Origin of the sequence: Aliivibrio salmonicida LFI1238, assembly GCF_000196495.1 — a bacterium.
Taxonomy (GTDB): domain Bacteria; phylum Pseudomonadota; class Gammaproteobacteria; order Enterobacterales; family Vibrionaceae; genus Aliivibrio; species Aliivibrio salmonicida.
In genome coordinates, this window is sequence record NC_011312.1 from 2,618,664 (window position 1) to 2,631,608 (window position 12,945).

General features: G+C 38.7%; 12 protein-coding genes. 4 read left to right on the top strand and 8 right to left on the bottom strand.

What is annotated here, in order from left to right; genetic code table 11:
• Positions 1–159: 159 nt before the first annotated feature.
• The 3 genes from VSAL_RS12780 to VSAL_RS22865 all read left to right on the top strand — a co-directional run bounded on the left by VSAL_RS12780 (position 160) and on the right by VSAL_RS22865 (position 2,503).
• Entirely contained in the window at positions 160–789 is a 630-nt protein-coding gene (locus VSAL_RS12780; RefSeq protein WP_012550933.1) for a YadA C-terminal domain-containing protein, read from the top strand.
• Positions 790–912: 123 nt separating this feature from the next.
• The gene (locus VSAL_RS12785) at positions 913–1,395 is read left to right on the top strand and encodes a hypothetical protein (protein WP_044583313.1); all 483 of its coding nucleotides are present in this window, start codon (positions 913–915) and stop codon (positions 1,393–1,395) included.
• 101 nt (positions 1,396–1,496) lie between these two features.
• Positions 1,497–2,503, top strand: a protein-coding gene (locus VSAL_RS22865) for an IS630-like element ISVsa8 family transposase (protein WP_085941784.1) whose coding sequence is annotated in 2 segments (ribosomal slippage) — positions 1,497–1,875 and positions 1,875–2,503 — 1,008 coding nt in all. Because the reading frame shifts where the segments join, the coding sequence is not laid out codon by codon here.
• 112 nt (positions 2,504–2,615) lie between these two features.
• Here VSAL_RS22865 and VSAL_RS12800 read toward each other — a convergent pair.
• The 8 genes from VSAL_RS12800 to phoB form a co-directional block, all read right to left on the bottom strand.
• Positions 2,616–3,176, bottom strand: a complete 561-nt coding sequence (locus VSAL_RS12800; RefSeq protein WP_026025368.1) for a VC2662 family protein — start codon at positions 3,174–3,176, stop codon at positions 2,616–2,618.
• 167 nt (positions 3,177–3,343) lie between these two features.
• Positions 3,344–4,042 carry a phosphate signaling complex protein PhoU gene (gene phoU, locus VSAL_RS12805; protein ID WP_012550935.1) on the bottom strand — a complete coding sequence of 233 codons (699 nt, stop codon included), beginning with the start codon at positions 4,040–4,042 and terminating at the stop codon, positions 3,344–3,346.
• 35 nt (positions 4,043–4,077) lie between these two features.
• The gene (pstB, locus tag VSAL_RS12810) at positions 4,078–4,896 is read right to left on the bottom strand and encodes a phosphate ABC transporter ATP-binding protein PstB (protein WP_012550936.1); all 819 of its coding nucleotides are present in this window, start codon (positions 4,894–4,896) and stop codon (positions 4,078–4,080) included.
• 4 nt (positions 4,897–4,900) lie between these two features.
• Positions 4,901–6,430, bottom strand: a complete 1,530-nt coding sequence (gene pstA, locus VSAL_RS12815; protein ID WP_012550937.1) for a phosphate ABC transporter permease PstA — start codon at positions 6,428–6,430, stop codon at positions 4,901–4,903.
• A 10-nt stretch (positions 6,431–6,440) separates the two neighbouring features.
• On the bottom strand, positions 6,441–8,648 hold the full coding sequence (locus tag VSAL_RS12820) for an ABC transporter permease subunit (protein ID WP_012550938.1): 2,208 nt from the start codon (positions 8,646–8,648) through the stop codon (positions 6,441–6,443).
• 94 nt (positions 8,649–8,742) lie between these two features.
• Positions 8,743–9,732: a PstS family phosphate ABC transporter substrate-binding protein gene (locus tag VSAL_RS12825; protein ID WP_012550939.1), complete on the bottom strand. Its 990-nt coding sequence runs from the start codon at positions 9,730–9,732 to the stop codon at positions 8,743–8,745.
• A 6-nt stretch (positions 9,733–9,738) separates the two neighbouring features.
• Positions 9,739–11,037 carry a phosphate regulon sensor histidine kinase PhoR gene (phoR, locus tag VSAL_RS12830; protein ID WP_012550940.1) on the bottom strand — a complete coding sequence of 433 codons (1,299 nt, stop codon included), beginning with the start codon at positions 11,035–11,037 and terminating at the stop codon, positions 9,739–9,741.
• A 30-nt stretch (positions 11,038–11,067) separates the two neighbouring features.
• Positions 11,068–11,760 (bottom strand): phosphate regulon transcriptional regulator PhoB, encoded by a 693-nt coding sequence (phoB, locus tag VSAL_RS12835; RefSeq protein WP_012550941.1) that lies wholly within the window; start codon positions 11,758–11,760, stop codon positions 11,068–11,070.
• A 213-nt stretch (positions 11,761–11,973) separates the two neighbouring features.
• Between phoB and rdgC the strand changes: the two genes are divergently transcribed.
• Entirely contained in the window at positions 11,974–12,885 is a 912-nt protein-coding gene (gene rdgC / locus VSAL_RS12840) for a recombination-associated protein RdgC (RefSeq protein WP_026025370.1), read from the top strand.
• The last annotated feature ends 60 nt before the right edge of the window (positions 12,886–12,945 follow it).

The following is a 12,945-nucleotide window of genomic DNA, read 5'->3' on the forward strand; positions in this document are numbered from 1 at the left end:
TTATAAATAAAGGGTAAAACAAACCAAATAATAAGCAGTACTTATTATTGATATAATAACTGGTGATTAGAAAGTAATCACCATTCTCAATATTATTCATTCCATCAAACGGAAACAGATTTATCGGTAAGCAAGGACGCTCATTACTAAATCTAATTTATGATTAATATTGAGAGTTATAAAATGAAAAAAACTATTTTAGCACTATCCCTAACTGCCATCTTTTCTTCTTCTGTTATGGCAGAAACCATTCAGAACCCAGCAGAACTTCCAGGAATTGACAACTCTATTCCATCTGTATCAGAACGACCAAGTCCTAATTTTGGAAGCACTCCCGACTGGGGACTAGGTCCAACTCAACCACCGATGGACGATAATTCACCTGAGCGACCTCAACCTCAAGTTCCGGTGCAACCACCAATGGATGACTCTCCAGATTGGGGAATTCCACACACAACTGACGGTGAACGCATTACCACACTAGAAAATGACTTTAAAACGATAGCAGAAGAAAACAACCGTCGCTTCAACGAGCAAGATGAAAAAATCGATGGTGTTCGTGCAGGCTTACATGCGGTCGCCAATGCGCGTCCATTTGTAACTAATGGTGAATTCGCGATAGGTGCTGGCGTCGGTTTCTCGGGTTCTAAAGAGGCATTAGCACTGGGTGGTGCTTATGGTATCAATGAGAAATTGAGTGTTTCTGGTACTTTCCATTATGAATCATCTGGCAGCTACTCATCATCAGATGTTGCTGGCGGTGTTGGTGTTCAATACAGCTTTAAATAAATAACTCTCGCCCCACCAAGGATTGGTAGGGCACTTTTTTATTATTCCCCCCCTCCCCATCAAAACAATTAAAAATTAAACAAAGCACGGATGCTTTTAAACTATTATGAGAGAGTATCCAAGATGAAAAAAACACACCTAGTCCTTGCTATCGCAACTTTATTCAGTGCAAATACATTTGCTAATAACATCCATATATCACCAGAAATTAAGATTGGTCCTTATGGTGGTTTTGGTATTCAAGCAGGTGTGACTGATGCACTTGGTTTCGATGCTGCCTATGTAAGTTATGGTCGCACGGTTTATAGCAGTTCAATGTATGACGAAACCATAGATTCATATCGTTTTGGTGTTCAACAGATGTTTGGTTCAGCAAAAATACACGGTGTGCAATTTGAAGTCGGAGTTGCTAACTATGATGGTAAAAAAACCAAAAGTGGAGATACAACAAAAGAAAGTACATTAGGTTCAAGCCTTGGCGCGGCTTATGTTTTCCAAGCAACTGAGCAAGTAGGCTTAAGAGCTGGTATTGATCTTAACTATTTCCCAATGAGTGATACTTATATTCCTTATGATTTATCGACTAACTTTAATATTGGTAAGTAGTTAATGATAAGTTTTCGAGAATGAAGATTTCGCCTTTACCATATATCCATATATCCATATGGTATTAAAATGAGTATTTTAACGTCAGTGTCTATATCATAATGAAAGCAGTTAATCCTTTAACAGACAATGAAAAAATAACCCTAAAAGAAGCGATCGCTAATCATCCAAAAAATAGAGTAAGAATACGAGCACATGCGATTATTCTCAGTGATAAAGGCTACTCTATTTTAGCGTTAACTGATATTTTAGACGCTAAATTTGAGACCATATCGTCATGGATAGACCATTGGGAAGCCTGTGGAATGCTCGGATTGTATGACGCTGTTCGTATAGGTAGAAAACCTATTTACACAGAAGCAGAAGTATATCGTTTGAAGTCATTGGTTGATGAAGAGCCACATCAACTTAAACGAGCACAAGCAATACTTGAAGAAGAAACAGGTAAAAAATCCAGCTTAGACACTATTAAACGAAATATAAAAAAAGTGATTACAGTTACAAAAGAGCCCGACACTCATTAAAGTTAAAGCGTGACGATATGAAATTCAATAATTTCAGTAATATATTGAATTCATTGATTGAAATGGAACGTACGAATAAATGTGAACTCTTTTATTTTGATGAGTCAGGCTTTAGTCAGAAATCTAATCTTCCTTATTGTTGGGGACCTATCGGTGTTCAATCGCTAAGGCCTGCTCATTCACACAGCAAACGGCTCAATGTTCTTGGCTTCTTAAGTAGACAAGGTAAATTGAGTTTTCAAACAACGGAAGGAAGAGTAACTACCGATACAGTAATTGATGCATTTGAGCACTTTATCAACGCACGAAAAAACGATAAGCCATGCTTTATTATCTTAGATAATGCCTCTTTTCATAGGTCAGCAAAATTTAAACAAAAATTGCATGAGTGGTTGATGAATGATGTATTAGTTTGTTATCTACCACCGTACTCTCCAGAGCTCAATATCATTGAGATATTGTGGAAGAAAGTAAAATATGAATGGTTACCATGTGAAGCGTTCAAAACGTTTGAAGACCTCAGTATTAACATCAAAAACATATTAAATTATTACGGCGAAAAATTCACAATAACTTTTGCGTGACTACTTATGACATTTACTTTTTAATACCAACCACATATTAATTAAACAGATACAAAAATGGCGCGGCTTTGTAATAAAGCAGCGCCATTTTTATTTAATTTTTTAAATCAACTTACATCGCAAAGTTTACGAATGGAAAGCAAGGTAGGAAACCGTTTTCCGCACAGTTGATAAGACCGATCTGAACACCTTTAATGTCAGATGTCATATTAAATAAACCAACTTGAACATGTGAATCATTTGAAAGGTTTGCAACACCAACATCAACCATTGTGTAACCTTCTGAGTAGTTTACTGCAGAAAGGTTAGCACCAGTCACATCGTTCGTAATGTTAACAAAACCTAAGTTAGCACCAACATCTTCGCCTTTATGCCAATTGAATAAGCCAAAAGATGCGCCCGTCATGTTGCCATTAACTTTGTTTGCACCAATAAACAGAGGGAAGTTAACACCAGTTAAATTATCACTTTCAGACATACCTAATGCGAAATCAACACCAGTTACATCACCCGTTTTGCCATGTAAAGCGGCAAGGCGAACACCTTTAACTTCACTTGCTGCAGGGGCATTAAAGCCATTTAATGATGAGAACATCACAGGCGTACTATCAGCCATTACTGCTGATGACATTAACGATAATGCAGCACACGTACCAACTAAAACTTTATTCATAATATTTCCCTTCATTATTTTAGGATTACTAAGATCTATTTATTCGATTTATATATCTCATGCATCGCATAAAGTTTATGCAATAGTTCATAATATACTCTGTTCGAATGATAAATAAAGGTTCTCATTCAAAATATCTATTGGATTATTATATTTAAGTCAATCACTTAATGTATAACATCATCAATATTTTGATTGCCGATATGACGAACATCTTTACCTTTTACAAAGTAAATAATGTATTCACAAATATTCTGACAACGATCGCCAACTCGTTCAATTGCTCTTGCAGCCCACATCACTTTCATGACACTTGGAATCGAACTTGGGTCTTCCATCATATATTTAATTAATTGACGTATTACGGCTTCATATTCTTCATCAATTTTATCATCAAACTTGTACGCTTCTGTTGCGGCTTTTACATCCATACGAGCATATGCATCAAGTACCGAGTGCATCATTTTGACTGATTGTCGACCAAGAGCTTCGAGTGATACTAATAATGAATGCTGTTTATTCGTAAAATTTTCTAATGAGACTTTGGCTATTTGAGAGGCCACATCGCCAATACGCTCAAGATCAGTGATGGTTTTAATAATTGCCATGACCAAACGCAAGTCACTCGCGGTAGGTTGGCGCTTAGCTATAATTCTAGTACAAGCTTCATCAATCGCCACTTCCATGGCATTCACTTTGTGATCTTCATGCATTACCCGCTTTGCCAGCTCGGCATCGTGATTATGCAACGCTTCAAGTGCGTAGATAAGCTGTTGCTCTACCATTCCCCCCATGGTTAATACATGGGTTCTAATGGCTTCAAGCTCGGTGTTAAATTGGCCTGAAATATGTCGACCAAGTTGCATGGAATGTCCTTATTAAGGTAAGTAAATCGAAACGTTTAGCCGTAACGACCTGTAATGTAATCTTCAGTTTGTTTGTGTTTTGGAGAGGTGAAAATTGTATTCGCATTACCATATTCAACCAATTTACCTTGGTTAATAAAAGCGGTGTGATCACTAACTCTAGCCGCTTGTTGCATGTTATGCGTTACAATAACTACCGTATATTTACTTTTCAATTCGTAAATAAGCTCTTCAATCGTCAAGGTTGAAATAGGATCCAATGCTGACGTTGGTTCATCTAATAACAAAACTTCAGGTTCAATAGCAATCGCTCTGGCAATAACTAAACGCTGTTGTTGACCACCAGATAATCCAAATGCATTTTCATGCAAACGATGTTTTACTTCGTCCCATAATGCAGCAGCTTTTAAGGCTTCTTCTACCGCTTCATCTAATACTCGCGCTTCTTTAATCCCTTGTAAACGTAAACCATAAACTACGTTCTCATAAATAGACTTAGGAAACGGATTTGGTCGTTGAAACACCATTCCAACACGACGACGTAACGATGGGATGTCAGTATTTGGTTGATAAATATCATCACCAAACAATTTAATTGAGCCACTAATCTTACAATTATCGACTAAATCATTCATTCGATTAATGCAGCGTAACAGAGTTGATTTACCACAACCTGATGGACCAATAAATGCCGTTACTTGACCTTTTGGTATACGCATATCAATATTTGAAAGCGCCGATGCTTTGTCGTAAGACAAACTCAGATTATTGATCTCTATCGCTGTACTTTCATCAGCTAAATCATTGACATCCATTGATGATAAAAAAGACAGATCTGGTGATAATGAATACATATAACTACAACTCCAACGTTCTGTATTTTTCTCGTAAATTATTACGAATCGCGATAGCGGTTAAGTTCAAACCAATAATCACAGTCACTAATAAAAAGGCCGTGGCATACACAATTGGTCGAGCGGCTTCTACATTTGGGCTTTGAAAACCAACGTCATAAATATGATAGCCAAGGTGCATAAATTTTCGGTCTAAATGTAAATAAGGTGCAACGCTATCAATCGGCAATGATGGTGCAAGCTTTACCACTCCGACCAACATTAATGGGGCAACCTCTCCTGCTGCCCTTGCTACTGCTAGAATTAATCCCGTCATTATCGCAGGACTGGCCATCGGTAACACAATTTTCCATAAGGTTTCAAATTGAGTTGCCCCAAGCGCTAACGAACCATGACGAACTGAATTAGGGATACGACTTAAACCCTCTTCTGTAGCAACAATAACAACGGGCAATGTGAGAATTGCCAACGTAAGTGCTGACCATAATAGACCAGGAGTACCAAACGTTGGTGTAGGTAATTGGTTTGAGTAAAATAATTGGTCAATCGTTCCACCAACAACATAAACAAAAAATCCCAACCCAAAAACACCATAAACAATAGAAGGAACACCCGCTAAATTGATAACGGCAATCCGAACTAATCGAGTTAATATATTTGGCTTTGCATACTCATGTAAATAAATAGCCGCGATCACCCCTAATGGCATCACGATAATTGACATCAATAACACCAATAAAATGGTACCAAAAATGGCAGGAAATACACCGCCTTCAGAATTCGCTTCACGTGGAGGCTCAGATAAAAAGTCATATAATGTATTTACCCAATGAGAAAGCTGTTCACTTAAGATCATCGCATTCGGGTACCAAATATTAACGACATTATCGCTGCTTAATAAGTAAGATTGATTTTGGCTGTCTTTTAACACTAAATAGCTTTGAGTTAGCTGATTTGAAATCGACGTTAGCTCTTCCGTTAACGTTTTCTCTTTTTGTGTAAATGCATCATTCGACAAATTTAACGCAGGAAGATCGTCCAATAATTTATATAACTTGTGTTGTTCTTGCTCTAATAAATCTATTTTTGCTTTTTCACTTTTCACCCAAGATTCGACTTGTTGGCGAGTAAGTTCTAAACCACTTGAGGCTTTAATTATTGTCCCAAAAAACTTACCGTGCTGAACTCTATCGACCACCACTAAGTCTTTTGGTTTGCTCACCGATGCTATTTGGTCTCTGTCTAAGCTAATAAAGTCAAAACCATTGACGTCTCTGTTGCCGACTTTAATCACTAAACGTTCTTTTTTCTCCGTATTATTACTGTGGATTTTTTGCACGTCATAAAGTTGCCCAATAACAACATTACCTTCTACAGTCTTCCATTCTTGCAAAGACGTAGGCCAAAAATAAGATAACCCTTTCCACCCGATAAGCAATAAGATCCCAAGCACGGTGATCATACTGATGCTTACTGAGCCAGCCGTTAACCATATCCAAGGTGATCCTGATTTAATCCAATGCTTTATTTTCATTTAAACCAGCCTACAAACTACGGTACTTTTCGCGTAACCCTTGGCGAACCCACTCCGCCAACGAGTTCACAAAGAAAGTGAAAACAAATAATAAAAAGGCCGCTAAAAAGAGCATTCTAAAGTGTGTACTTCCCATTTCAGATTCAGGCATTTCAATCGCAATATTCGCAGCCAATGTTCTCATGCCCTCTAGAATGTTTCCGTCCATGATTGGTGTGTTACCTGTCGCCATTAATACGATCATCGTTTCACCTACGGCACGCCCTAATCCCATCATCACGGCAGAAAATATACCCGGGCTTGCGGTTAATAACACCACTTTAGTTAACGTTTGCCATTGAGTAGCACCCAGTGCTAATGACCCTTCGGATAAATGCTTAGGAACAGAGAAGATCGCGTCTTCTGCAATGGTATAAATAGTAGGGATAATAGCGGCCCCCATGGCTAAACCAACGACCAATGCATTACGTTGATCGTAACCTAACCCTTTATCACCAAGGTAATTTCTTAAATCCCCAGCAAAAAACCACCCTTCAATAACATAACCATAGTTAAATGTGAGATAACCCACACCAATCAGCGCGGGGATCAATAAAATGGCATGCTGACCACGAGGCAGCCTTCTCATTATATGAGCAGGTAAAATATGCCAGATAAAGGCAATAATCATCATGCTTAAGGGAAAAAGTATAAATAGGCTAAATACGGCGGTTAAATTATTTTCGATAATGGGAGCTAGCCAAATTCCCGCTAACAAACCAATAATAACCGTTGGTAAAGCCTCCATAATTTCAATGGTAGGTTTAACATAACGACGTACATTCGCTGACATAAAATACGCAGTATAAATTGCGCTACCAATCGCAATTGGACCCGCAAATATCAACGCATAAAATGCGGCTTTTAACGTACCAAAAGCCAGTGGCATTAAACTGAATTTAGATTCAAAATCATCATTAGCTGCGGTTGATTGCCAAGTATACGTCGGCTCAGGGTACCCTTCGTACCACATTTTCCCAAACAATGATTGAACGCTCACTTCAGGGTGAGGGTTGGTCACACTAAAGCATTCCCATCCCTTGTCCGTTAAAACAATTAATTTCTCAGCATTCGGTGGTTGAGTAACAGCGAGTACTTTATTATTAAACAGATGTTGGCTGAATAATGTTTTTTCTGTCGTCGTATGAATAATGGATAACTGACCTTCAGTATCAATCACGCTTACCCCTTTTCGGTAAACTTCAGGGGCTAATTGTGCTATTGGAGCATCAAACGTGAACGAACGAATAGACGTTAATGAGCGTTTTTCATTATTAATCGTATCAAACCATTGAGACACGCTGCCATCTGCAAACTGGATTAATACCGAGTTTGCCCCTGCTAACAATGTTAATTTTTGCGCGACGCCATTAAGAGTAATGCTCTCTCGCAATTCCGCTTTATGATCTTTTAATGTCCATACTTGGAGTTCATGCTCAAACAATAAATAAATGAAATCGTTATTTGGTGTAATGACCATTGAAAGCAATCCTTTGGTGCTGCCCATCGCTTTAAATTCAATCGCTTGTGCTTTCCAAATAGTTTCCCCTGTCATTTTATTTACAGAACCATCGAGTTCCACACCCAAAAATCGTTCATCTTGAGTTTTGGCTAAAATAACACCTTCAATGGGAGTTAAACTTAACGCTAATTGTGTCAGTGGTTGTTTTTTATCATCCACTTGAATTGATGGAAAAGGCGTAAACTTCTCAGCAAAGGGGATAAGTTGTCGCTTACCATTTTTATAATTGGTCTGAAAACCTATCTGAGAAAATGTCACTTTCCCTTTATCGTCACCAAAAGCAAACCAATCTTGGCTTTCGATAGTGGCCGTAAATGTGGTTGGATGTTCAACAATTTGTTGTTCGCTAACAAATTCGTTATTGGTTAAATCAATAAATTGCACCTTACCACTGTCATCAATACGATAAACCATTTTACCTTGTTCATCCGAGCCAATCGCTAACGTCGCATTCGAGTATTGAGCAGTATATTGATGAGACGGTTCAACAGAGACCGGCGTAAAAATGGGGGCAATGACAGCAAGTAAATAAAAACAGATAAGCATAAGTGCCGCAATGATCCCTACGCCACTGGATTTCACCCAAACACGTATAATCAGATCAACAACACGACGTTGTTTATCTCGAGTGATCTGATTAGGTTTGGCGTATGCCATGATGAGTTAACCTCTGTTTTCTTATTGATATTAATAAATATGGGTGACAATTGAATGACAACAAACGTTCATCATTCCTGATTCTTTAATTTACTTAATGTAAATCCAACTTCGATAATTCTTGTAAAACAAACCGTTCAGAAAGTGCGATATATCCGTCTTGTTCTACTCTTAGTTGCCCTTCTTCTGAAAGCATATAGCGAATAAATTCAGCATCAAGTTTCGGTAATTTAGCCGTAGGCGGTTTATTTATGTATAAATATAAAAATCGAGCTAACGGATATTGACCATTAATAATATTATCGGTCGTAGGATTAATGTAATCGGTTCCATCTCGACTGATTGGTATCAATTTAACGCCAGACATTTTATATCCCACCCCAGAATAACCAATACCATTCAGTGAGGCTGAAACCCCTTGAACCACAGACCCGGAACCGGGTTGTTCATTAACATTAACCTTGAAGTCGCCATCACATAAGGCATTAATTTTAAAATAACCATAAGTGCCTGACACGGAGTTTCGACCAAACAATTGAATTCTATGTTTTGCCCAACTTGTTGTTAATCCAAGATCTTGCCAACGATTAATCGGTTTTACGGCTCCGCAACGTAACGTAGCTGAAAAAATGGCGTCGAGTTGGGTGAAATTAAGCCCTTGAATTGGGTTATCTTGATGAACAAAAATTCCGAGAGCATCAATAGCGACTCGGATTTCAGTGGGAGGATAACCAAATTGTCTTTCAAAAGCCGCTTTTTCACTTTGCCGCATTTTTCTGCTCATAGGACCAAATTGTGCGGTGCTTTCGATTAAGGCTGGCGGTGCCGTTGATGAGCCAGAAGCTTGAATTTGAATATTAACGCGAGGGTAAATACGTTGAAAATCTTCTGCCCATAATGTCATCATGTTCGCTAAAGTATCAGATCCTATCGACGATAAATTCCCCGAGACACCTGATACTCTCTCGTAATGAGCCAATTGCCCATCATAAGCCATACCATTATTAATAACGCATAGCCAAAGCAGTGCCACAGGGGTGAGTACCTGATACCACTTACGCTTCGTGCTATAAAATCCGTTCATTATGCTCTACTTTAGAATGAGTTTTTTCGGTAATACAAACGAGAAAGTGCTCCCTTTACCCAGTTTGCTTTGTATTTCTAATTGCGAATCATGATGGCTAAGCGCATGTTTTACAATAGCTAATCCTAAACCACTGCCACCAGTTTCTCTTGAACGAGCTTTATCTACTCGATAAAAACGCTCGGTTAAACGATGAATATGTTGCGCTTCAATCCCTTGTCCGCTGTCCGTAACTTTAAGTTTCGCTCCCGCAGAAGAAAGACGCCAATCAATGACGATATTTGCACCATCCGTTGTATGCTTAACCGCGTTGTATACCAAATTAGAAATCGCGCTTCGTAATTGATCTTCATCGCCTTGAACTTTAAGCAAGCGATCAATATTAAACGTAATATTATGGTTTCTATCACCACTTAACGCCTGTGCTTCTTTCTCTAAAATATCAAGCATTGCCGGTACATCAACTTCATCTTCTAACATCGATGTTGCGGCGGCTTCAATTTTAGAAAGCGTTAATAGTTGCTCAACTAACCCCTCCATCCGAGTTAATTGTTCTGTCATGACTCCGTGCGCTCTATTCCACATAGGGCCAACAAGCATGTCTGGATCTTCTGACATTTCTAAATAACCACGAAGCACCGTCATTGGTGTACGTAGCTCATGCGATACATTGGCAAAGAAATTACGGCGCATGCCTTCGAGCTGCTTGATTTGAGTAACATCACGCACCACCATCAAGTACTCGCCTTCACTGTAAGGTGCGATACGTATTTCTAAGGTTTTGTCTGAATTAATTGGCGATGGCATATCCAATGGAATATCAAATTGTTGCGCCAATAAATACTGTACAAAATCAGGGGGTCTAATTAAATTCGTTATCGGATGACCCGAATCTTCAGGCCAACGAAAGCCCAATAGCGATTGCGCTAAAGAATTACACCACACAATGTTACCTTCATGACGAAATACCACCACGGCATCAGGCAATGCTTCTGCCCCTTGTCGGAATCGTCGAATTAAAACAGATAACTCTTTACGGCGTTTTTTATGACGTTTTTGTAAACGATAAGTTTCATCAAAAATAGGCTCCCAACTGCCAGAAGCTGAGGGCGGAGTGGCTTTTCGTCCTTCATGTAACCAACGAGACATTTTAATTTGATTGTGCAAATGCCAAATCAATAAAATAAACGACGCGAGAAACAACAATGGCCATAAGGCATCAAATAAGTACCCTACAATAATCCAAGGAACATAGAAAAAAGCCAATTCTCCAACCAGCTTTTTCCATGACAGACGCTCAACCATTTAGCCTACCTTTACGTTAATAATTGACGGTTATGCGCATTGCACAGAAAAACGGTAGCCAGCACCACGAACCGTTTGAACCAAACGATCATGCCCTTCTGCTTCTAGCGCTTTACGAAGACGACGAATATGAACATCAACAGTGCGATCTTCAACGTAGACGTTAGTGCCCCATACGTTATTCAATAACTGTTCACGACTATATACACGTTCTTGATGTGTCATAAAGAAATGCAGCATTTTAAATTCTGTTGGTCCCATGTCTAACGGCTTATCATTTGCCGTCACTCGATGAGAAACCGGATCAAGTTTTAATCCTTGAACATCAATTAATTCTTCAACAGAAGTCGGTGAAACACGACGAATTACCGCTTTTAAACGCGCCATTAATTCTTTTGGTGAGAATGGTTTTGTTATGTAGTCATCCGCCCCCACTTCAAGGCCACGCACTTTATCTTCTTCTTCACCCCGAGCGGTTAACATCACAACAGGGATCTTTTTCGTAAATTCATCACGCTTAAGATGTTTGATTAAATTAATGCCAGAGCCACCAGGTAACATCCAATCCAACAAAATTAAATCTGGGTAGGGTTCGCAGAGTAAAGCAAGCGCAGTATCATAATCTTCCGCTTCAATTGGTTCGTATCCTTTCTGCTCTAATACAAAGCACAGCATCTCACGAATTGGCGCTTCATCTTCTACGACAAGTATCCTTCTAGACATTATCTTTACCTAATTTAACCAACAAAATTTATAACGCTATTATTAGAGGTAATTATGACACTTTTGTGACTATTGAAAAGAAAAGTTCATAATTTCATCATTGAATTTCAACCTTGTGGCCATTTCCTTAAAATCCCGAAAACTCTACAAGCATAATGCGTCAAAATCTCCTATCATAAGCGGACTTAAAAAAGACAGGAATTCAGCAGCATGATGTGGTTTAAAAATTGTTTAATTTATCGTTTTACTAAAGAGATTGATATCAATCCTGAGCAACTTGAAAAACAACTGAACGATTTCCGTTTCACACCTTGTGGCAGCCAAGATATGCAAAAATTTGGCTGGGTAACTGCAATGGGACGTCATGGCGATATGCTGACTCACGTAGCAAGCAACAACATTCTTATCTGTGTTAAGAAAGAAGAAAAAATGCTTCCGGCTTCTGTAATCAAAGAATCAATGAACGCAAAAATTGATGCGATGGAACTTGAACAAGGTCGTCCTCTTAAGAAAAAAGAGAAAGATTCAATCAAAGATGACATCGTGATTGATTTACTGCCTCGTGCATTCAGCAAGCACCAACAAACGTATGCGTTAATTCTTCCTGAATCTGGTTTTATTATTGTTGATGCTGGTAGCTACAAAAAAGCAGAAGATTTATTAGCATTACTGCGTAAATCTATTGGCAGCTTACCTGTTGTTCCCCTAACGGCCACTCAACCGATTGAGAATGCATTAACCGAATGGGTTAAAACAGGCGTCACTCCTCAAGGTTTTGAGATGGGTGAAGAAGCAGAATTAAAAGCGATTTTAGAAGACGGCGGCGTGATCCGTTGTAAACAACAAGAATTAGTGTGTGATGAAATTCACGCTCATATTGATGCTAACAAAGTTGTGACTAAATTAGCGCTAACATGGCAAGACCGTTTAGAGTTTATCCTTGCAGATGATTTATCGCTAAAACGCCTTAAATTCAGCGATGATGTAAAAGATCAAAACGAAGATATTGGTTTTGAAGATAAAGCCGCTCGTTTTGATGCTGATTTCTCTCTAATGAGTTCAGAGCTTGACGCTCTACTGCCTGACCTTTTCAAAGCACTTGGTGGCATTGAAGAGAAAGAGTAACTTTAGAATAAAAAAGGGTGGTTTGACATCATAATCAAGCCACCTTTTTCTCCTCGATAC